20 protein-coding genes and 1 pseudogene are annotated in these 20,382 nt (G+C 51.6%); 14 read left to right on the forward strand and 7 right to left on the reverse strand.

The genetic code is table 11. The annotated features are described in order from the left end of the window. Positions 1–23: 23 nt before the first annotated feature. A complete protein-coding gene (locus EKM96_RS07040; RefSeq protein WP_125641804.1) occupies positions 24–737 on the reverse strand; it encodes a sulfite exporter TauE/SafE family protein in 714 nt (237 codons plus the stop codon). 201 nt (positions 738–938) lie between these two features. Between EKM96_RS07040 and EKM96_RS07045 the strand changes: the two genes are divergently transcribed. The 14 genes and pseudogenes from EKM96_RS07045 (at position 939) to EKM96_RS07110 (ending at position 14,711) form a co-directional block, all read left to right on the forward strand. Next, positions 939–1,721: a tyrosine-protein phosphatase gene (locus EKM96_RS07045; protein ID WP_125641746.1), complete on the forward strand. Its 783-nt coding sequence runs from the start codon at positions 939–941 to the stop codon at positions 1,719–1,721. A gap of 311 nt (positions 1,722–2,032) precedes the next feature. Further along, complete coding sequence (locus EKM96_RS07050; RefSeq protein ID WP_125641749.1) at positions 2,033–3,229, forward strand: NAD(P) transhydrogenase subunit alpha; 1,197 nt, start codon at positions 2,033–2,035, stop codon at positions 3,227–3,229. A gap of 3 nt (positions 3,230–3,232) precedes the next feature. Beyond that, positions 3,233–3,547, forward strand: a complete 315-nt coding sequence (locus EKM96_RS07055) for an NAD(P) transhydrogenase subunit alpha (RefSeq protein WP_061775686.1) — start codon at positions 3,233–3,235, stop codon at positions 3,545–3,547. Next, positions 3,544–4,962, forward strand: a complete 1,419-nt coding sequence (locus EKM96_RS07060; RefSeq protein WP_125641752.1) for an NAD(P)(+) transhydrogenase (Re/Si-specific) subunit beta — start codon at positions 3,544–3,546, stop codon at positions 4,960–4,962. The genes EKM96_RS07055 and EKM96_RS07060 overlap by 4 nt, the downstream gene beginning before the upstream one ends. A gap of 276 nt (positions 4,963–5,238) precedes the next feature. Continuing rightward, positions 5,239–5,592, forward strand: coding sequence for a VOC family protein (locus tag EKM96_RS07065; protein WP_125641755.1), 354 nt, complete (start codon positions 5,239–5,241; stop codon positions 5,590–5,592). A 110-nt stretch (positions 5,593–5,702) separates the two neighbouring features. After that, positions 5,703–6,593 carry a hypothetical protein gene (locus EKM96_RS07070; RefSeq protein ID WP_125641758.1) on the forward strand — a complete coding sequence of 297 codons (891 nt, stop codon included), beginning with the start codon at positions 5,703–5,705 and terminating at the stop codon, positions 6,591–6,593. Positions 6,594–6,768: 175 nt separating this feature from the next. Further along, on the forward strand, positions 6,769–7,287 hold the full coding sequence (locus EKM96_RS07075; RefSeq protein ID WP_125641761.1) for a MarR family winged helix-turn-helix transcriptional regulator: 519 nt from the start codon (positions 6,769–6,771) through the stop codon (positions 7,285–7,287). A gap of 27 nt (positions 7,288–7,314) precedes the next feature. Next, positions 7,315–9,097, forward strand: a pseudogene (locus EKM96_RS07080) (ABC transporter ATP-binding protein). 219 nt (positions 9,098–9,316) lie between these two features. Further along, the gene (locus EKM96_RS07085; RefSeq protein ID WP_225417678.1) at positions 9,317–10,264 is read left to right on the forward strand and encodes a helix-turn-helix transcriptional regulator; all 948 of its coding nucleotides are present in this window, start codon (positions 9,317–9,319) and stop codon (positions 10,262–10,264) included. A gap of 361 nt (positions 10,265–10,625) precedes the next feature. After that, a complete protein-coding gene (locus EKM96_RS07090) occupies positions 10,626–11,348 on the forward strand; it encodes a hypothetical protein (RefSeq protein WP_125641764.1) in 723 nt (240 codons plus the stop codon). Positions 11,349–11,403: 55 nt separating this feature from the next. Beyond that, positions 11,404–11,994, forward strand: a complete 591-nt coding sequence (locus EKM96_RS07095) for a zinc ribbon domain-containing protein (protein ID WP_125641767.1) — start codon at positions 11,404–11,406, stop codon at positions 11,992–11,994. Between the two features lie 53 nt (positions 11,995–12,047). Continuing rightward, positions 12,048–12,734: a hypothetical protein gene (locus EKM96_RS07100; protein ID WP_125641771.1), complete on the forward strand. Its 687-nt coding sequence runs from the start codon at positions 12,048–12,050 to the stop codon at positions 12,732–12,734. Between the two features lie 172 nt (positions 12,735–12,906). After that, a complete protein-coding gene (locus EKM96_RS07105; protein ID WP_164510998.1) occupies positions 12,907–14,019 on the forward strand; it encodes an SPFH domain-containing protein in 1,113 nt (370 codons plus the stop codon). Between the two features lie 8 nt (positions 14,020–14,027). Continuing rightward, positions 14,028–14,711: a hypothetical protein gene (locus tag EKM96_RS07110; RefSeq protein ID WP_125641777.1), complete on the forward strand. Its 684-nt coding sequence runs from the start codon at positions 14,028–14,030 to the stop codon at positions 14,709–14,711. An 80-nt stretch (positions 14,712–14,791) separates the two neighbouring features. Here the strand turns inward: EKM96_RS07110 and EKM96_RS07115 are convergent, their stop codons facing one another. The 6 genes from EKM96_RS07115 to EKM96_RS07135 form a co-directional block, all read right to left on the reverse strand. Beyond that, the gene (locus EKM96_RS07115) at positions 14,792–16,042 is read right to left on the reverse strand and encodes an ABC transporter substrate-binding protein (protein ID WP_225417686.1); all 1,251 of its coding nucleotides are present in this window, start codon (positions 16,040–16,042) and stop codon (positions 14,792–14,794) included. A gap of 5 nt (positions 16,043–16,047) precedes the next feature. Then, positions 16,048–16,869, reverse strand: a complete 822-nt coding sequence (locus EKM96_RS07120; protein WP_125641783.1) for a carbohydrate ABC transporter permease — start codon at positions 16,867–16,869, stop codon at positions 16,048–16,050. Between the two features lie 2 nt (positions 16,870–16,871). After that, positions 16,872–17,777: a carbohydrate ABC transporter permease gene (locus EKM96_RS07125; protein ID WP_125641786.1), complete on the reverse strand. Its 906-nt coding sequence runs from the start codon at positions 17,775–17,777 to the stop codon at positions 16,872–16,874. Continuing rightward, the gene (locus EKM96_RS10690) at positions 17,770–18,201 is read right to left on the reverse strand and encodes an ATP-binding cassette domain-containing protein (RefSeq protein WP_225417688.1); all 432 of its coding nucleotides are present in this window, start codon (positions 18,199–18,201) and stop codon (positions 17,770–17,772) included. The genes EKM96_RS07125 and EKM96_RS10690 overlap by 8 nt, the downstream gene beginning before the upstream one ends. A 15-nt stretch (positions 18,202–18,216) precedes the next feature. Further along, positions 18,217–18,813 carry an ABC transporter ATP-binding protein gene (locus EKM96_RS10695; RefSeq protein WP_225417690.1) on the reverse strand — a complete coding sequence of 199 codons (597 nt, stop codon included), beginning with the start codon at positions 18,811–18,813 and terminating at the stop codon, positions 18,217–18,219. Positions 18,814–19,718: 905 nt separating this feature from the next. Further along, positions 19,719–20,273, reverse strand: coding sequence for a hypothetical protein (locus EKM96_RS07135; protein WP_125641789.1), 555 nt, complete (start codon positions 20,271–20,273; stop codon positions 19,719–19,721). Between the last annotated feature and the right edge of the window lie 109 nt (positions 20,274–20,382).

The following is a 20,382-nucleotide window of genomic DNA, read 5'->3' on the forward strand; positions in this document are numbered from 1 at the left end:
ATCGACTCCTTTAGTTAGTGTGATCAGAAGAATAAGTAGTAGAGGCCACTGAGGCCAATGAAGAGATAGATGCCACGTTTCATGTGGTTAATATCCAAGTGGTTCAGTAGATGGGCCGCGATGATGGTCCCGGTGGTGGCGCCAACCATCCCCAGTAGAATCAGGGGAATATTGCTGGCAACCAGGACCCCGGTGGCGACCCGGACGCTGGTGACGTAGATGGTATCGAACAGGAAGAACGTTTCGATACTGGCCAGGTATTCATCGGTCGAGTCCGATAGCGATAGGAAATACAGCGCCATCAAGGGACCGCCGATACCAAACAGGCCGTTGAAGAAGCCCGAGATGAGCATGAACCCAATGGCGACGGGCCAGGGATACCGGCGATCCCCGGCACTTTTACTCCAGAGAAAGTAGATGGCCAGACAGACCAAGAGGATTCCAAGCATGAGTCGCAACCGGTGGACATCCCAGACGCGCGTGAGGTGGATCGACCAGGTAGCCACGCTGGCATAGATGATAAACGGAAGGATGATGCGGCGCAGGTGAATGTCGTGTCGATACCGGTAGACCAGGGTGATGACGCTGGCCGCCATGACGAGGGTGGCCACACCGGCCCCTTGGCCAATTGGCAGGATCGCCGGCAGGAAAATCATCATGATAATGGCGGAACCGAAGCCCGTCAATCCCTGAATTAATCCGGCTAATAATGCCGGCAGAAAGACCAACCATAACATTGCCACGCTGTGTCGCCTCCTTTGCCTAATTAAAATTATTTTGGCGGTTTTTGGCGGACTTGTCAAACGCTTGTCGTGGGGCCTGCGGTGACCTTTGATAAATAAATGAGTATGGTCTATACCAAACCGTTACAACTTCTCGCCATTAACTTTACATGGATTTGGTAACCTAGGGTTAATCAGAAAGGGGATTGATTAGTAATGCGATTTCGGACAGTTTTAGCAGGCATGAGTTGTGCCTTAACATTAATGGGGGCTGGGGTAGTTCCCGTTCAGGCAGCAACGTCGAATGCCCAACTACAACCGGCCATTTCACAAAAAGTTACCCGACCAATTAAATTGCAGGGTGCGGAAAACATGCGGGACTTAGGAGGATACAAGACCAGGTCCGGCCAACGGGTCAAGTTGGGCCGTTTGCTGCGAAGCGATTCTTTGGAAAAGCTGACCACTTACGATACGTTCCGGTTGACCGACCACTATCACCTGACGGAGATCGTCGACTTACGGACGACCGATCAGATTGCTAAGAAGCCCGATCCAGTCTTGGATGGCGTGAAGTACATGCAGGCCTCCGTCCTGGGCAGCAAGTCCAACTACGACAACGACGACGAGGGAATGTACGTCGACATGGCGACCAAGGGTGCCGCCCGTCGCAGCTACCGCAATCTGTTAGTTCAGATGGCGGAGAACAAACAGGGTGCCCTGCTGTTCCACTGTTCTCACGGGATGGATCGGACGGGGACGGCGGCCGCCATTCTCTACTCGATCTTGGGCGTTAGCAAGAAGGATATCCAACGGGATTACTTATTGTCCAACACGCAATTAAACGTGACGTGGGCCAAGCCAGAGCTGCTCAACCTGTTCTACAAGAAGGTTAACAAGCAGTACGGTTCCATGGACAAATATGTTAAGAAGGGCTTGAAGATTAAGCCAAGCCAATTGAAGGCCATTCGGACCAACTACTTAACGAAAGCTCATAAATAAAATAATTGGAGAGACTGGACGTCATGTTCGGTCTCTTTTTTTGTGGAACGACCGGGATATACATCGCCAAATAAAATCAAATAGTTTGTGAACTGACTTTCAGAAAAATCATCAAAAATTAGAATTATCGATTATATAAATGGTGCGAGAGTGACAGTAAATGTCGCCTGCCAAATGGCCGATTATGCTGAAATATCAGCATTTGTCGCCACGCCAAACGCCATGAAAAACTTCCGGCGGATCATTGTGTTACTGGGCTAAATGTCTTATAGTGAATATGTGAATACTTTATCAAAAGGGGGAAGTTTTGAATGCCAATTACGATATCGGTTTTAAAAGAAAGACCCAATGAAAATCGGGTGGCATTATCACCGACCGTTGTGAGCAAGTTGGTCAAAAGTGACTACCAGGTCCTGATTGAACAGGGTGCTGGGAGTCGCGCTTTCTATCGTGATGAAGCCTATACCGACGCCGGGGCCAAGGTCGTTGACCGGGGGACAGCCGTCAAGGATGCCACGATTATCGCGACCATTGACCAACCGGATGACGCCGTGATCGATCAGATGCAGGCGGGCCAAGCGTTATTAGGACTTTTGGCACCGCTTACAGACGTGGACTTCGTGAAGAAGCTCGCCGCCAAGAAGATTACGGCACTCGCCTTTGAACTGCTGCCACGGACCGTTTCGCGGGCTCAAACCATGGATGTTTTGAGTTCACAAGCCAGTGTGGCCGGGTACAAGGCCGCCTTGCTGGCCGCCGACAGCTTTGCCCGTTATTTCCCAATGATGATTACCGCCGCCGGGACTGCTAAACCGGCGAAGGTTTTGGTCCTAGGGACTGGGGTTGCCGGATTACAAGCCATCGGGACTGCCAAACGGTTAGGGGCCATGGTCTCTGGTTATGATATTCGACCAGCCTCTCGGGGTGAAGTCGAATCATTAGGGGCCACCTTCCTGACCACCTCCGTTTCCGCAACTGGTGAGGGTGGTTATGCGCGGCAACTGACCAAGGAAGAAACCGAACAACAACAAGCCGAATTGGCCGGTTTCATTGCGCAAAACAATGTCATCATTACCACGGCCCAAGTTCCGGGACGGCGACCACCACTATTGGTTACCCAAAAGTCAGTTGACGATGCTAAGCCAGGGACTCTATTTATTGACTTGGCCGCCAGTGACTTAGGCGGTAACGTGGCGGGTTCCAAGCCAGGGACGACCGTAACCACGGATAGTGATGCCCAAATCGTTGGGGCCGGAGACATGGCAAGCCAATTACCTGCCTCGGCTTCCGACATGTATGCGAAGAACGTTCAAGCGGTCATCACTGACCTGACGACCGATGGCGCCCTGGTCTTCGACGTCGACGATGAAGTTGTGGGTGACCTCTTAGTCACCATCAATGGAGAAATCATTAGCAACCGGCTCCGTTCTGCGATGGATTTACCAGAACGCAAACCGGCAGTGGTTGACACACCGGATGAAGCGGCCGATGACAAAGGAGCTGAATAAGTCATGAGTGAAGAATTATTCTCGAATCTCGCCATCTTTGTTTTGAGTTTATTAGTAGGTTTTGAAGTTATGAGTAAGATCCCCGCAACCTTACAAACGCCAATGATGTCTGGGGCTAACGCCATTCACGGGGTCGTGGTTGTTGGGGCCTTCGTGATTGCCGCGGAAGCCAATAACTGGCTATTCTATTGCCTCGCCTTTTTCGGTGCCTTCTTCGCGGCGGTCAACGTTGCCGGTGGTTACACCGTGACGGACCGGATGCTGGGTATGTTTGACCGGAAACCAGCGGCTAAAGCAAAGGAGGATGATCACAAATGAGTGCCTTACAAACAGTCTCATCCCTCATTTACTTGGTCTCCGCGGTTTGCTACGTCTTAGGTGTTCACCTGATGCGTTCGCCAAAGACCGCTCGTAAGGGGAATGGTTTGTCAGCTGTCGGGATGTTCCTGGCGGTTATTACAATTATTGTTAATGTCATTATTGAAAAGCGAATTACGCCAACCGGCTGGATCGTCTTGATTCTAGGTTTGGCCTTTGGGATTGGCTATGGGGTCATCAAGGCCCGCAAGGTTCCCATGACCGACGTGCCACAACTGGTTAGTCTGTTCAACGCCGTTGGTGGTGGGGCTGCCGCCGTTATCGGGATCTTCGACTACCTGTTGAAGGGCGACGGTGCCAGCCTGAACCTGGCCTTCTCGTTACCCGTTTGGTTGGACGTGATTATCGGGGGGATTACCTTCTCCGGCTCGCTGATTGCTACGGGGAAGTTGTCGGGTCACGTTCCCGGGAAGCCAATTACATTCCCAGGGGCCCGGCTGGTCAACATCGTGGTCGTCATTGCCATCCTGGCCTCTGCCTGGCTGATGATGGGCATGGAAACCAACGTCTGGTACGTGGTTTTAGCCTTAGCCATGAGTCTGATCTTCGGGTTGTTAATGACGCTCCCAATTGGTGGGGCCGACATGCCGGTCGTGGTTTCCTTGCTGAACGCCTTCACCGGTTTAGCGGTGGCCTTTGCCGGGTTTGTTATCAATAACCAAGTCTTGATTATTGCCGGGGCCTTAGTTGGGGCGTCCGGGACCATCCTGACCTTGCAAATGGCCGAAGCCATGAACCGGTCGGTTGCCAATATCTTGGCCGGTGGCTTCGGGACTGGCGACAGCGACAGTGGTAGTGCCGCAGCCGACGTGCCCGTTGACGTGAAGGAAACTTCCGCCGACGACATTGGACTGCAACTGGCCTACGCCCACAGCGTCATGATTGTGCCGGGGTATGGTTTAGCCGCCGCCCAAGCCCAACACGAAGTTGCCGAGCTGGCTAAGCTGTTAGGCGATGCCGGTATTAATGTGAACTACGCTATTCACCCAGTTGCTGGTCGGATGCCGGGTCACATGAACGTGTTGTTGGCCGACGTTAACGTCCCTTACGACCAAATGAAGCAATTGGACGATGCTAATCCAATGTTTGAGAGTACCGACGTTTCCTTGGTTATCGGGGCTAACGACGTGACGAACCCATTAGCACGGGAAAAGGGCAATGAAATTTCTGGGATGCCAATCCTGGACGTGGATAAGTCGAAGTCCGTGGTTGTCATTAAGCGGTCAATGAGTACCGGGTATGCCGGCATTCAAAACCCACTGTTCTCAGCGGACAACACGCAAATGTTCTTCTCCGATGCTAAGAAGGGACTACAAGACATTGTGGCTTCCACAAAGCAATACCTGGATGACTAATTGAACTCAGATAAAAATAACCGGGCGTCACGATTAGGTCGTGGCGCCCGGTTTTTAGGCACAAAAAAAGCCCCCATCAATCCGAGATGGAGGCAACTAGTTGATCCATAGGATACATCTGGAATGTACAGAGCAACTAGGCAGGTCGGAACCTGCATTAATAAGCATACGCGTCTTATCTAAGAATAGCTAGGAAAACTTATAAATTTGATGATGGACGGCCGGCAGGCAACCCGTTATGATAGGGTCATCACAGTTAAAGGGGTGGCTTTTAGCATGCAGAAAACACGGTTGATGCTTTACGTTAATGATGTTGATTTGGTGGCCGACTTCTGGCGGGAAAAGTTTGGGGCGACGACCGTCGCAACCGATCCACTACCCGACGACTCGGTTAATATCGTACTCGCGACGCCATTTGGGGTAGAACTTTCCTTCTTTTCACGGGAATTTATCAAGCAGTATTCACCGGAGGTCCTGGATAACCAGCCATCCGTCATGTTCTTCAGCGAGGACTTCGAGGCCTTGCATGACCGGCTAGCAGGCGCTACCCCGATTTCGGCCGACAATGGCCAACCCGCGTTTGGCTTCCCCGATCCGGAGGGGCATTACTTTGCCATTGGAAAGGCCTAACGCCTGAATTAATCGAACAACGATTGGTTTGGTGGATCGATCCGATTGTGATAGTCACGAGCTAGGGAGCATGCTATGCTGATGGCATCACGATTAGGGGGAGACTATCGATGAAAAAAATACTGGCAACACTGGTCATCGCTGGCCTGGCGGCAACCACCTTGGGTAGCGTGAGCGCCAAGGCCTGGACCACCGAACCAACGATGCCGACACCAATCTCAAGTAATGCCTGGTTACACGATGAGGACAGTCAGCTGGGGGCCTTTCGTAATCAGTATTATCGTCTGAACGCTGCCACTAAGGCGACCGTCTTGACGAGTAAGATTAAGGGGCAGGGGTGGATTAAAAAATCGGTATCCCTGCCAAAGGGAACGGTGATCACCGGTTATCGTTCTGGTAAGCACGTTAAGTCAAATGTTTATGATTACAGTAGCATCAGCTATGGCCTGAAGCGGGCCGGGTTACCCGCCAAGAATGGGGCCAACGACGGTCAGGTGGATTTCAAGATCGCGAAGAACCGGGTCACGAAGATCGCCCGCCCAGCCTATGCGTTAACCTTCGGGGACAACCAATTCTATCGTGGTGGGGTCAAGGCAATTGAACAGTTACCCACTCGCGGAAGCAGAATGATAAAGGTGACCAGCGATGGCTACTTAGAGGATTATCCTTACGCACCACGGGTGTTTACCGCGACGGACGAGTATCAAGGCGACTACACCTGGCGGATTGACCACGATGCCAAGCCGAAGACCAGCCTCAAGATCACGAAGGCCACGGTCAAGGGGGCCAATATCCAGTTGTATACCAAGACCAAGCCGAGTGGCGTGACGAGCCGACGTGTCGCCAAGACGGGGCGTTTCCAATACCGGACCACGTTAACCAATCGGCATCGGCCTTACCAGTTCCAGGATAACCGTTATGGTGATGATATGGCCTTTGCCAGTACTTACAGTATTGGCAAGACCGCCTTTTACACGGTGATTGGCGAAGGACATAACTAATTTTGATTGAACGAGCGGCTGCCTTAATGGGTGGCCGCTTTTTTGCTGGGAACGCTGTATTATCAGGGAGTCACGTGGCTGACAAGAATAAATAGTTAGCGTTTAGTTAGTTTCAGTTTACAAAGGCTAACTAAAATGCTAAGATACTTTCATTCAGTTAAAAGGAGGAATCATGATGACAGAAAAAAGTCGTGATTTATTAAAAAGTTTTGGTAAGTTGCTGCACAACCGAGGCTTCCTGATGGTAGTTGGTCATCAGGCTGGGATGGGCGGTCACGGGGGTCCGAATGGCGGCCGGGGACAAATGCAACTGGCGCAGCTACTCTATCAGACGCCGGATGGTTTGACCAATGCCGAGATTGCCGAAATTTTAGATATTCGGCCAAGCTCCGTGAGTGCCACGATTACCCGGCTGGTCGACGCGGAATTGGCGGAACGGATTCCCAGTGCCACCGATAAGCGCGTCGTGATTGTACGCCTGACGGACCGTGGTCGGGAATTCTTCGATCAACGAGATAGTCATGTGGACGAGATGGCCGATAAGTTATTTGGTGGCTTAACGCCGGAGGAACAAGCCCAACTGGAAGACTTGCTGACCAAGCTGAGTCACCAGGTGGACGATTTACAATGGGACGATTTCCGGCGGCCGGGCCACGGGTGGCCACACCGGGGGATGGATCGGCCCCACTTCTAATTTTTGAAAAATATCGGAGGCAAAGAGATGGAACGCAGAATTGCAGCGCCACGGACCGCCAAGCAACGGCCAACTGGTAAATTTGATTTCAAAGGATTCTTAAACTTGATTCGGCGGACGAAGCCGAAATATTGGCAGCTATGGGTCGGCCTGTTCCTGGGGATGCTCGCAACGGGTGCCCAACTGGCCGTGCCTAAGCTGGCCCAGTCCCTGATTAATGGGCTGGGGCATGCGATGAACCGGCCGCTGCTGGTAACCGTGATCGTCCTGTTCATTGCCAGCGCCCTGATTAGCGCGGTCTCGGGGGCCTTGCTGGGCTTCTTCGGCGAGAACGTGGTCGCTCGGCTCCGAGAAACGCTGTGGCAGAAGCTCATTCGCTTACGGGTCAGTTACTTTGACAACGTCAAGACGGGTGAGATGACCTCACGGCTAGTCAACGACACGATGCAGATTAAAAATCTGTTGGCCAACTCGTTCCCTCAGATGGTGACCTCGCTCCTGCAGTTAGCCGGGGCGTTGGTCATCATGTTGATCATGGACTGGAAGATGACCATGATTATGTTTGTGGCCGTTCCCCTGGTGATGCTGGTGATGTTTCCAATCATGCGGCAGTCTGGTAAGATTGGCCATCGGCGGCAGGACGCCATGGCCGCCTTTAGCGGTGAGACCGATGAAACCCTGAGCGAGATTCGCTTGGTGAAATCGTCTAATGCCGAGAGCTATGAAATGCAGACAGGTTCCAAACAGATTCAGGATCTCTATCAGATCGGGTTAAAGGAAGCCATTTACGATTCGATTGCCGGTCCAGCGATGACGGCCGCCATGTTAGCGGTGTTCGTTGGCGTGTTGGCCTATGCCGCCGTGCGGGTCTCTGCCGGAACGATGTCCATGGGAACCATGTTTTCCTTCCTGATGTACCTCTTCCAAATCATTGGCCCCGCCGGCACCTTGGCGCGGTTCTTTACGGACCTGTCGAAGGCCAACGGGTCGACGGAACGGGTTCGAGACTTACTGCAGGAACCGGAAGAACAGTTGCTCACCGGACCCACGCAGTCCGTTTCCGACCAAACGTTGGCCATGGAACACGTCGACTTTGCCTATGACGACGAGGGCTTAGTGCTGCATGACGTGTCGTTTGAGGCCAAGCCCAATACCGTAGTGGCCTTCGCCGGGCCTTCCGGTGGAGGAAAGTCGACCATCTTTGGGCTGTTGGAACGCTACTACCAGCCAACTAAGGGGATGGTGACCATTGGTGGTGAGAACGCCAATGACTTCAATCTGAGTGACTGGCGGTCACAAATTGGCTATGTCAGTCAGGATTCGGCCATTATGGCTGGAACCATTCGGCATAACCTGACCTACGGCGCCGATAAGACCTATACCGACGAGGAGCTGTGGCACGTGCTGCAACTGGCTTCCGCCGAGGACTTCGTTCGTCACATGGCGGACGGCCTCGACACCCAGGTGGGTGAACGCGGGGTCAAGGTCAGTGGGGGTCAAGGTCAGTGGGGGTCAACGCCAACGGCTGGCGATTGCCCGGGCCTTCCTTCGTGATCCAAAGATTCTGTTGCTGGACGAGGCAACGGCGAGTCTGGATTCGGAGTCAGAAGCCATGGTGCAAAAGGCCCTGGGTGAACTGATGAAGGGGCGGACGACGCTGATCATCGCGCATCGGTTGAGCACGATCGTCGATGCCGACACAATTTACTTTATCGAAGACGGTCATGTTAGTGGGAGTGGGAACCATCAGGAATTGATGGACCGGTTGCCGCTGTACCGTGACTATGTGAAGATTCAATTTAAGAATTAATGGGGATTATCCCTCAGATCAAAGGCGATCACCCCAGTCGAATTGACTAGGCCGATCGCCTTTTTGGCAGATTATGAGGCGGTTCTCACACGGGATTTAGTTGGTTTTACGATCGGCTGAAGGAGTTGTTGGTTTACTTTTTTAGCATGACAATCCATAATTGGACTAAATGTCGTCGGTAAAACTGATTTTTGAAGTCCATGGTGGGAGGCGAAACGTATGCAAAGTAATCAGCGAATAGCTGAATTATTAGTTCGTTTGATGGTGGGTGAAACCCTGAAACAAGACGAACTGGTGGAGCGCTATGGCGTCAGTCTCCGGACTAGCCAACGGGACTTAGCATACATTCGCCGGGCCATGTCGGAGTACGCGGCCGGTGAATTGGTTGAGCGTCAGGGAACCTATCGCCTCTCACGACAGAGTGAAGAGGCCGACTTTGAAATGGCGCTGACGGCCAGCAACATTTTGCTAGGGTCGCGAGCGTTGAATCAGCCTGAATTGAATGCCACGCTAGAATTCCTTAGTGCCAGCCTGTCAGCGGAAATGCGGTCGGCAGTTCGACACCAACTGACGATCCCCCGGGGGAGTTATGTGCCCCTGTCACGGGCCAAACCGTTGCTCCATCGGTTAAAGGAAGTCGCGGCCTGCATTGCCCAGGCGCAGAAGATGGTGTTCACCTATCATAGTAGTCGGCCGGATGAAACGACAGCCCAGGTTCACCACGCCCAGCCGGTGGCCCTGTTCTTTGAGACCTTCTACTTTTACGTGGCCATGTTTAGCGAGGAACACCAGGGATACTGGTTGTACCGGCTGGACCGGATCGAAGCGATCTTAGAGAAATTACCGGGAGAAAAGTTGGATTATGACGAGCGCTTTTCCCTGCAGGAACATCGCCACTATACCTATCTATTGGATTCGGGGTCGATGACGCAGGTACGCTTCATCTATCGCAACTATATTCAAACGGTGCTGGACCATTTTCCCAACTCGCGAGTGCTTAAGCGAAATGTGGATGGCAGCTACGTGGTGGAGGCCTACATGAAAGTGGACGGGGCGATGCTCTGGCTCATGAGCCAAGGGGCCGGGCTCCAGGTTCTTTCGCCGCCATCGCTGGTTAAAAGCATGCGGGAGTCATTGGCCGCCGCCTATCAACAATATGAGAAATAATGACCGGTTAACCGGCAATCCTTCACGATTAAAGTCGTGGGGGATTTTTTATTTTCAGTTTTTTTTAAAGTTTTTAAGGATCGACTCGGTTAGACGACAAATTGTGTCACCTGGCTTTTGTATAATCGGGCGTAGTTATCCATTCATAATAAGTTTTACACAACATAGGACATTTGGATGGCGACAAAATAGTAAGCGGAAAGGGGCTTCAGGCCTTAACGTGCACATGGTTACAGACGTCTGTCTCTCGGGCGAATCCGGATTGTTAGTCCTAGTCAGCTAACAGTTGCGAGTCTTAATCATGGTGCACCGAAGTTTGAAGCCGTCTTGACCAATTACATAGAAAAGTGAGGAATTCGGAATGAACAAAACGATTAAAGGCGCAGCCTTAGTTGCGATGAGTTTTGCGTTAGTGTTACCCGGCATGGTTACCCCGGCCAGTGCCAAGAGTAGCAAGGTTAAGGTGGTTTCAACCAAGGGTGTTGCCAAGAAGGCCTACCACGGTAGCAAGGGCAATCTCTATAGCAGTGCCAAGCTGACCCACCGGAAGTACCAGATGAAGAAGTACAAGTACACCACCTGGACCGCCTCCAAGCAAGCCACGATCAAGCGCAACGGTAAGAAGGCCACGCTGACCTACATCAAGTCCGGCAAGAAGGCTGGTTGGATTTACAAGAAGTACTTAACAGCCGGTAAGGCACCATACAACAAGCCAGCGCGGTTGAAGAAGACCTACTTAGCTTATAACAGCATTATTGAAAAAGGCACTTCCATTATTCAGAACTATGGCTTTGCTAACGATCGTTCATATGATGCGATTTCTAATGGATTGCGGTGGGGCTTCGACGTCTCTTTCCACGGTGATGGGGCTAAAGCGGCCAATATTGATAAAGAGGTTTTAGTCAAAGCATATAAACTCTTTAGAGGGCGGATGAACAAGTCAGAACGCAGTAGTTTTGATAGTATGGCCAAAGACATTACAAATTATCACGTCACGGACGATATAGATAGTTTGGATGGAATTGAAGCTAAACTCGAAACATTTTCTTCATCGCTGAGCGATTTCGTAGCCGACCTCAGCTAGCATCGTTGTACTTGGAATGATAAGTAACTGAATTATTTAGCAAGGTGGAAAAATTTTGGAAAACGTCGTGGAATTAACTTGTCCGGGTTGTGGCGCTCGCGTGTCGACCGGGCAAAAGACGTGTCAGTATTGTCACGCACCCATTGTGATTTCGACGTTTAACAGCGTGGCTAGCATGTCATCAATGGATTTGAATAAGTACGCGCGGACCTATCGGCAGGGGCTCAAGGACCATCCGGGTAGTCCGGTGCTAAATAAATCCCTGGCCATGTGTTATCTCAAACTAAAGATGCACAAGCAGGCGGCCGCGGCTTTTGCTCAGGCCATCGAAGAAGACTTCGATGATGCCGAAAGCTTATTTTACGCCGCTATCACGGCCCTACAAGGTAAGAAGGCCTTCTTGGCCGGACGCCAGGCCGTTGATCAGAGTGAGGAATATATCAACGCCGCCCTGATGATTGAGCCCAAAGGGATTTACTATTATTTCCTGGCGTACCTGAAGTATGACTTCTTTGCCCGTAAGCACTTTCGGACGACGCCAACCTACAATGAGGCGTTAGCGAATGCGCAGTCAACGGGGCTGGCCGAGAATGATATTGCCCAGCTCTATACGATTCTGGGCGTCGATCGTCCCGGTACCCTATAGCGTCATCGATTAATTTATACTGTTTAGACAACTAAAACTGGAGGACATTTTACATGAAATTTTTGCTTATTCTTATATTGATTGCCTTGGTCTATCTTTACCTCGTGTTCGGATCGGCCAATGCCAAGATGGTTAATCGCGCCAAGCGTGGAAAGACCCCCGATGAAAAAAAGGTCGTGGAATATTTCTTACGCCAAGGTATCGCCCGGAAGCTGACGGGTGTCATGTCCGATGACGACTACGTCAAGATGGTTGAAAATAAAGCAAATAGCTTAGGCCTACGTCAAAAGGCCGTTGAACAAACGGGCTTAGACGAATCCCAAATTAAGGAAATCAAGCCCATCAACTTGGTCGGTTACAAGTTCAAGAATGCCTGGGCGCGGAACACGGACACCAACAAGAATGTGAGCTCCCGTTACGAAGTGACGTGGATCTTCTTCAGCGAAACGCAACTGTACATGTACACCTACACCTTTGACCTGGACCAAGACTGGCACAGTTCTCTGACGGAAGAATTCTTCTATCAAGACGTGACCTCCGTTTCGTCCAGCAACACTTCCGAAACGGCTAAATTTATGGAGAGTGGCGTTGAACGTGAAAAGACCGTTGATACGACCGAAGTTCACATGGTGGTTCCTGGCGACAAGATGACCTTTGCCATGAACGGTACGGACCTGTCAACGGCCAACGAATCCGTTCAAGGCATGAAGCAAATGTTACGTGAAAAGAAGAACGCTTAAGACTAGACGGTCCTAACCACATGCGGTTATTCAGTTGTAACTGAATAAATAGGTTAACCACAATAGCATTAACGAGACGAAGGTTTACTGACTGATACCAATTGTTGTGGCAGTTAGGTCAACCCTCGTCTCGTTTTTGTCTAGTCAATTAGCACATATGAGGAGGAATTTGATGCCATTATTCGGTCGAAACAAAAATGAGTCGGCCTTCGTCAACGGTAAGAAACACCTCACGGATGTCATTAAGAACACCGGGCGCGGCGAATTACTAATCTGGCGACAGCCCGAAGAAGACTTCAACACCCATTCAACCCTGGTGGTCATGCCTGGTGAAGAGGCTATCTTTATCAAGAGTGGGACCATCGAGCAGGTCTTCGACAACGGCACGTACCACCTGTCCACGGAGAACTATCCATTCATCAGTCGGTTGCGCAACGCCATGTCCGGCGGGGTCAGCAGCTTTAACTGTGTGGTTTACTTCGTTCGCAAGGCCGACAGTGAGGAAATTCTCTGGGGATCCCAGTCGCCGATTCAGGTTCGCGACAAGGTCTGGGGCATTCGGACCTCGGCGCGTGTGCGGGGTTCTTACAAGGTCCGCATCGTCAACCCGGCGATTTTCTTAGAGAAACTCATCGGCAATAACGTTCCCTTCCAAAAGCAAGCGGAACTCACGAAGTATTTTGCCAACGAATTTCAAGGGAAGATTAAGTCCACCATCTCGATTTTCTTAAATGGGCTCACCCAGGAGTTGATCGGTCTCGATGCCTATCTGGAAGACCTTTCCACGCAAGTAGCGCCGAAGATTGACGAGGTCTTTGCCAGCTATGGCTTGACCTGCGTGACGTTTGCGTTGGCTGGCCTAGACATCGATACGACGAAGTACGATGCCATTGATGAGTCGCAGATTGGCGCGATCGCTAAGGGCAAATTGGCTCAAGGTGACAAGGCAGTCATGGGAATTCTGGGCGAAGACTGGGGTAAACAACAGGCGGCTAATATCTTGACCAATCTGTCAAATAACTCCGGGGCCGGCGGCGTTGCCGCGATGGGCGCCGGGATTGGCATGGGCGTTGCCTCGGGTGGCGTGGTTGGCGACATGAGCAAACAAATGATGTCGCCGTTGAGTACCGCTGCTGAGTCTAAAGAACCCGCCAAGCCGGCAGCACCAGCCGATCAGCCGGACGATATGGCGGTATTGGCCAAGCTCAAAAAGATGTTGGCGGCTTCATTGATTACCCAGGAACAGTACGATGCCAAGGTGGCAGAAGTACTGGACCGGATGTGAGGTGTGAAATGTCTAAACAACGAAAACTTTGGGTTCTCCTAGACCTGGTCTTCCTAATCGCCTTCAACATTGTCTTCTTCGTCCTCGGTGGTGCCAACGGAACGGCTGCGATTTGGTGGGCGTATGGTTTTATCCATCTGGCCTACATCCTGTTGCTGGTTACGCCGTATATGGTACGGAAAAACAGTAGCAGCACGGCACTGTTTAATATGTCGCTGTACAGTATCTCAATGACGTATTTCCTGATAACCTTCGTGTGTGGGTTGATTTTTATTTTCCGCTATCCGCAGATGGGCTCGCTCAGCCTGGTCAGTCAGGTCATTATCACGGGACTTTACGCGATCATCCTGATTGCCCATATCATTGCCAATGACCGGACGGCGGATGCCCTGGTGGTTCACGAACAGGAGTTGCAGTTCGTTAAGGTAAGCTCCGGCAAGTTGGCGGGCATTCTCGCCCGAACTCAGGATGCCGGCTTGAAAAAAAAGGTTGAACAAGCCTATGACTTGGCCCATGCCAGTCAGGTGAAGTCCTCGACCGCGGCACAAATGACGGAACACGCCGTGTTGGCGGCGATCGATGAGTTAGATCGAGCGACGGCTGTCCGGGACCAAAAGGAAATGGCGATTCTGTTAGACCGAATCATCAATGGCATTGAAAACCGGAATCGGCAATTACAATTTACCCAGTAATTGGCTAAAGGATTTTATAACTAAAAACAGGGAATCCCAACAATCATGGTTGATTGCGGGGGTTCCCTGTTTTAATAGGATTATTGATTAGAGACATCGGTCTTGGCTTGTTGTTGTAGCTTGGCCAGACCCTTCTCCGGCGTCGTTTGGCCACTACTTAACTGGTCGAGCATTTGGTTCACGTCGGCTTGATATTGGGTATAGCCGACGAGGGTGGGATCGAGAAAGCCATCCGGTAGTGACTGGGCTGCGGCCTTAGCCAGGGGATGTTGTTTTAAGTATTCTTGATAATTTTGACTTTTGAGGGCGGTCGTCGTTAGTGGCAGGTAGCCGGTCGCCTTGGCCCATTTCAGCGTCTGCTTCTTGGCTAACAAGAACTGCATGAACGCAGCGGCCCCCTTGCGTTGGGCCTTAGACGCCGACCTGAAGAGGACCAGGTCGTTACCGGCAATGGCGGGCCGGTGCTTGCCTTGATAGCTAGGCTGGGGCGCCGTTCCCCAGTGCAAGCCCTTGGGCGTGCTGGCCTGCATGATGCTCAACGCGGCGGAAGATCCACTGTAGAAGAGGGTCTTGCCCTTGAAAAAGGTGACATTACCAAAGCCGTCAGTACCAGCAGTGGTTGCCGTCTTGGCTTGGAGCATGTCGTAGAGCACGTGAGTGGCCCCCGTAATCTCGGGGCTCGTGAGCTTGGGATGGTGTTGGTACAAGGGCGTGCCGGTCGCCTGGGCTAATGAATCAAGCTCGGATGATAGGCTTTGGTCAAAGGCCATGCCAGTCAGTCCCTGAGCCTTAGCCCGGTTACCAGCCTTGGCGACGTCCGACCAGGTCTGGGGAACCTTGGTGTTGGTTTTCTTGAGAAGGTCCCGATTGTAGTAAAGCACCCGGATTGACTTAGAAAAGGGCAGTGCGTAAGTCTTACCCTGATATCGGGTTGCGGACTGGAAGCTCGGATCAATCTTACCCAGTGTCTGCTTGGAGAGGTAGGGATCGATTGGGGTGACGAAGCCGCCGCGAACGTAGTTGGGAACGTTGGTATAGGTGGTTTGGGCCATCGTTGGCAGGGTATGGGATTTGGCCGCGGCCGTAATTTTCTGTTGCACGTTGGCGAAGTCACCCTGAGAACTCCCCACGACTTTGTAGGTGGACTGGGAATTGTTGAAGTCTTTAATCATTTGATTAAGAGTTTGTTGACTGGCACCGCTGGTTCCGTGCCAAAAGGTCACGGTGGTCCGCTGATGCGCAGTGGAGGAAGGCTGGCTGGCACAGGCGCTAAGGGTCCCAATCAGTAAGAGGGCACCAAGGCTAAGGCATAGACGAAAAAAACGTTTCATTGGATTCATCCTTTCGAGTGGGGCGTGGTAATCCCCATGACAAGGTATTTTTGGAGACCTAAGTATAGGAGCAGTAATGGCAAAATAACGCAGACGGTGGCGGCCATCAACAAGGGATAATTGGCGCCTTGCTCGGTGGTAAAGGTGATTAAACCGACCGGGAGCGGGCGCAGGCGTTGACTGTTGGTGACGATGAGAGGCCACATGAAGGCATTCCAGGAGGCAATGACCTGGAGGAGGGCGACCGCCGTAATAATGGGCCGCGTCGTTGGGACCAGGACGTGCCATAGATATTGCCAGTCGTTGGCCCCATCGAGATGGGCGGCGATGTACAGGGTTGCGGGTGGAGATTGGAAGGCCTGGCGCAGCGCGATGACCATGAAAATGCTGGCTAGCCAGGGGACGATCAGCGCGGCATAGGTGTTGATCCAGTGAAATTGGGCCAGGGTGACAAAGTTAGGAATTAAGAGGAGCTCACCGGGGACCAACATGAGGGCAATCAACAGGCCAAACAAGGCGCGCCGCCCGTAGAATTGTAAATGGGTGAAGGCAAAGGCGGCCAGAATGCTGGTCACGAGTTGACCAAGGGTGGTGACGGCCGTGACCAACAAGGAATTCAGGCAGTACCTGGCAAAGGGCGCCGCCTGCCAGACATGCAGGTAATTGACCCACTGAAGGGTTCTGGGCAACCAGGTCGTGGGAACGGATAGGGTCGTGGCGGCCGGCTGAAGGCTGGTGATTAACATCCAACCAAACGGGACCAGCATGAGGATTGCGCCCAGCGTCAACAGGCCATTACGGATGACGGTGACTAAATGATGGCGCATGGTTAGTCGCCCCCTAACTGGTGCTGACGATGCTGGTAATAGGCCACGGTTAGCATGGTTAGGACCCCGACAACGAGGAATAGTACGACACCACTCGCGGCGGCAACAGTGAATTGATTTTCCATGTAGAACTTCTGGTAGAGGTAATACATCAGCGTGAGGTCCGCATTGTCCGGGCCCGCCGACCCTTGAAACAGGGCATAGACCTGGTCGAACACTTTAAAGTTGGTGATGCTGGTGTTTACGACAATCAGGACGGTAATCGGCATGAGTAAGGGCCACGTCACGTTGGTGAATCGTTGCCAGGGATTGGCGCCGTCGATCGTGGCAATGACCTCGTAGCGTTGATTGATATTATTGAGGCCGGCTAAGAATAGGATAATGTTAACGCCTAAGCCTTGCCAGACGCAGACCACCATCAATGCGGCTAGCGCGTAGTGGGGGTCATTTAACCAATCAATTGCCTTGACCCCAAACAAGCCGAGAAAGTGGTTCACCAGGCCGCCGTCAAGGCGGAACAGCCAGTTCCAAACCAGACCAACGGCCACCGTTGAGGTCACAAACGGCAAAAAGTAGATCGCGCGAAAGAAGCCGGCTACTCGGCGTGAACGATTGAGTCCCAGGGCGATCAGCAGTGATAAGGCGACGGTCGCCGGCATGACGATAACCACCAATAGGAAGGTGTTATGACAGGCCAGGTGGAAGTTAGGATCGTGCCACAGCGTGCTAAAGTTGCCCCAGCCCAGGGCGCTGACCTTGTTCGTGTAGTAGTTGTAATGGGTATAGGTACTCATAAGAAAGGCGTGAATTAGGGGCCACACGGTAAAAGTTCCCGTGATTATTAAGAAAGGCGCTAGATAGAGCAGGGCCTTCAGTGTTGATTTAACCGTTGGCTTGGCATTAAGCATGAGCATCACCCGACCAGAGGCACGTGCCGGCCCAGTTGAAGAGGTGACACCCTTTCGGATCAATGGTTAAAGGCATCTGACGGGCCGTGGTCGGGGCAATGGCGGTACTGACGAGATCGCCGGTTTTACTATGTAAGTGTGTCTGGGTATCACGGCCCAACCGGACCTGTTGGGTAATGTCGGCCGAGAAGGTGGCCGTGTCGGCCGTTGCCGGCAGGATAGCCTCACTGCGAATGCCGAGGGTACTCGACTGATCAACCAGACGCTCCGGTAGCAGGGCCTTGATCGCGGCGGGCAAGCCTTTGGTAGGCCACAGGTTGATCTCCGGATGGCCAATGAAGGCGGCCACGGTTTGGTTACGCGGCCGCTGATATAATTCCGCACTGGTGCCAACCTGCTGTAGCTGACCGTTCGCTAGAATCATGATGTGGTCGGCGATTTACAGGGCATCCTCTTGATCATGGGTGACCAGGAGGGCCGTGACGCCGGTTTGTTGCTGGATGTGGCGAATGACGGATCGGAGTTCCTCACGCAACGCGGTGTCGAGGCTGGCTAAGGGTTCGTCCAGTAACAGCAGGTCGGGTTGCTTGGCGAGTGCCCGGGCGATCGCAACCCGTTGCTGTTGGCCACCGGAAAGCTTGTGGGGAAACTCGTAGAGCTGATCGGTTACCTGGACGAGCTTTGCCAAGTCGGCCACCCGTTGATAACGCTCGGCTCGTTTAACGTGCGCCATTTTCAAGGGGAAGGCAATGTTGTCGCGGACGGTCAGATGGGGATACAGCGCGTAGTCTTGAAAGACCATGCCAATGTTACGTTGACGACTGTCCTGTGCGGTGACGTCTGTCTGGTTGAAGATGACGCGTCCCGACCGGGGTGTTAACAGACCGGCCAGTAAATTTAGGATCGTGGTTTTTCCGCTACCACTGGCGCCCAATAGGGCGACGAGCTCGCCGTCGGGGATGGTCGCCGAGAAATGGTCCAAGATGGCATGATGGTAGTCGTAGGCTAGGGTAATGTCTTGAAGAGCAACCTGCATGGGTTTGGCTCCTTTCACTAAAATTATCAATGATTTGCCGACTTAGATTGTCGATTGGCTGGGGAATCACGGACTGATAATGGGTCAGATGGTCATGATTGACTCAGTGTAGATGTCTCTAATTATAGCCGATCCCAAATCATTGTGGTATAAATTATTTTTATTCAGTATTATTCCTCATCGTGAAATTATCCCATCCAAAATAGTGCGGTGTGACAAATGGAAATTGACAGGGACGTTGATTTAACACCATTTATCAGCCGGATTAGTTGGGATCGATCGATTGGATGAATGGCACTTTATTGGCGGGGATTTGTCCAGTATCGTCAGTCAGAGCACGAGGTGGACCGTAGCACCGCCACTTTTTGAACAACCGGAGAAAATATTTATTTTGTTATTAATTACGTGACCTGATGACAAATTATGACACCCCGCCTTGCTATACTAATATCATGCTTGGTTACGGAAGGATTCGTTGGCCAACGTGAGTGGCTAAGCAATTGCCCTTTAGTATTAAGAGATGTGGTCATGGCTGACCAATCTTGGTCAGGCCTCACCAGTCCAAAGGGCAGAAAATTAAGTCCTTGTACACTTATGGTATGTGCAGGCAAAGGTGAAGTACGTCTACAACATTATTACCTGGATAAGGCCAAGTTAAGGCATTCAATCCAAATGGTGCCATAGAAGATTTTACTAATTAATTAGGCCGGTGAATTGCTGGATGCGGAACAGTCATCTACCGGAGTGTCGACGTATCACGTATTGCTGGAAAGCACAGTGCGGTAAGGGGTAAGCATGTCAACGCCGTCATTTATTCATGGCTTGGTGGCTTTGGATTAATGACTGAGCGCACAAAAAAAGGAAACCCGCGACTGGCATCGTGGATTTCCTAATTGAGAAAAGTTTTATTGAACGTCGTCCATATCATCACTGTCTAAACGATGGTGGTACAGGCTTTGGTCGGTCTTGTCGGCGTCGGTGTTCAACGCTTGTTCGATGACGGATTGCACTTCCATCATGTCGGCTTTGTTAAAGAATGGCACGGAGATCAGGTAACCACTACCACCCTTTTCGATAACGAATTGGGTTAAGATCCCGTTCAAGAACAGGGCCACACCAATTAACAGGCTAATGAAGCCCATTAATGGTGAAGAGGTGAATGAGGCAAGTCCAGCAAGAACAAAGAGAATGCCCCAGATGAAGCGACTGACCTTGTAAGAGGTGTTCAATTGAACATCGGTAATATTCTTCAAGGGAATGTTTTGCTTGCTGCTACCAGCAGGGATTAAACCGAAGACCGTGTTTTGTTCAACGATGTGAACGGCACGGTAATCAACGGAAACTTTTCCCTTGATCCAGAACAATAGGGCACTAGCGGAGAATTCTTTGTTAATCCATTCGTTAGAGCGTGACTTTTTGACAGTTGTTTCAGTTTCATTATGTAAGTTTACTTCTGGCATATTTTTGTCCTCCAAAGACGTTTAGTAGGAATCGTAAATTGCAAGAACAAGTTAGCCAGTCGTTGAGGACAATCCCAGAACAGGCCGTTATCAAATAGAAGTTGTGGCG

The sequence above is a fragment of the Levilactobacillus tangyuanensis genome, assembly GCF_003946545.1.
Taxonomy (GTDB): domain Bacteria; phylum Bacillota; class Bacilli; order Lactobacillales; family Lactobacillaceae; genus Levilactobacillus; species Levilactobacillus tangyuanensis.

What these genes read in the sequence shown, in the direction of transcription:
- EKM96_RS07065 (WP_125641755.1), top strand. Translation starts at nt 5,239, where the DNA reads ATGCAGAAAACACGGTTGATGCTTTACGTTAATGATGTTGATTTGGTG.
- EKM96_RS10690 (WP_225417688.1), bottom strand. Translation starts at nt 18,201, where the DNA reads ATGATTCTAGCGAACGGTCAGCTACAGCAGGTTGGCACCAGTGCGGAA.
- EKM96_RS07125 (WP_125641786.1), bottom strand. Translation starts at nt 17,777, where the DNA reads ATGCTTAATGCCAAGCCAACGGTTAAATCAACACTGAAGGCCCTGCTC.
- EKM96_RS07115 (WP_225417686.1), bottom strand. Translation starts at nt 16,042, where the DNA reads ATGAAACGTTTTTTTCGTCTATGCCTTAGCCTTGGTGCCCTCTTACTG.
- EKM96_RS07090 (WP_125641764.1), top strand. Translation starts at nt 10,626, where the DNA reads ATGAACAAAACGATTAAAGGCGCAGCCTTAGTTGCGATGAGTTTTGCG.
- EKM96_RS07100 (WP_125641771.1), top strand. Translation starts at nt 12,048, where the DNA reads ATGAAATTTTTGCTTATTCTTATATTGATTGCCTTGGTCTATCTTTAC.
- EKM96_RS07110 (WP_125641777.1), top strand. Translation starts at nt 14,028, where the DNA reads ATGTCTAAACAACGAAAACTTTGGGTTCTCCTAGACCTGGTCTTCCTA.
- EKM96_RS07055 (WP_061775686.1), top strand. Translation starts at nt 3,233, where the DNA reads ATGAGTGAAGAATTATTCTCGAATCTCGCCATCTTTGTTTTGAGTTTA.
- EKM96_RS07075 (WP_125641761.1), top strand. Translation starts at nt 6,769, where the DNA reads ATGACAGAAAAAAGTCGTGATTTATTAAAAAGTTTTGGTAAGTTGCTG.
- EKM96_RS07120 (WP_125641783.1), bottom strand. Translation starts at nt 16,869, where the DNA reads ATGCGCCATCATTTAGTCACCGTCATCCGTAATGGCCTGTTGACGCTG.
- EKM96_RS07135 (WP_125641789.1), bottom strand. Translation starts at nt 20,273, where the DNA reads ATGCCAGAAGTAAACTTACATAATGAAACTGAAACAACTGTCAAAAAG.
- EKM96_RS07105 (WP_164510998.1), top strand. Translation starts at nt 12,907, where the DNA reads ATGCCATTATTCGGTCGAAACAAAAATGAGTCGGCCTTCGTCAACGGT.
- EKM96_RS07040 (WP_125641804.1), bottom strand. Translation starts at nt 737, where the DNA reads ATGTTATGGTTGGTCTTTCTGCCGGCATTATTAGCCGGATTAATTCAG.
- EKM96_RS07085 (WP_225417678.1), top strand. Translation starts at nt 9,317, where the DNA reads ATGCAAAGTAATCAGCGAATAGCTGAATTATTAGTTCGTTTGATGGTG.
- EKM96_RS07045 (WP_125641746.1), top strand. Translation starts at nt 939, where the DNA reads ATGCGATTTCGGACAGTTTTAGCAGGCATGAGTTGTGCCTTAACATTA.
- EKM96_RS07060 (WP_125641752.1), top strand. Translation starts at nt 3,544, where the DNA reads ATGAGTGCCTTACAAACAGTCTCATCCCTCATTTACTTGGTCTCCGCG.
- EKM96_RS07050 (WP_125641749.1), top strand. Translation starts at nt 2,033, where the DNA reads ATGCCAATTACGATATCGGTTTTAAAAGAAAGACCCAATGAAAATCGG.
- EKM96_RS07070 (WP_125641758.1), top strand. Translation starts at nt 5,703, where the DNA reads ATGAAAAAAATACTGGCAACACTGGTCATCGCTGGCCTGGCGGCAACC.
- EKM96_RS10695 (WP_225417690.1), bottom strand. Translation starts at nt 18,813, where the DNA reads ATGCAGGTTGCTCTTCAAGACATTACCCTAGCCTACGACTACCATCAT.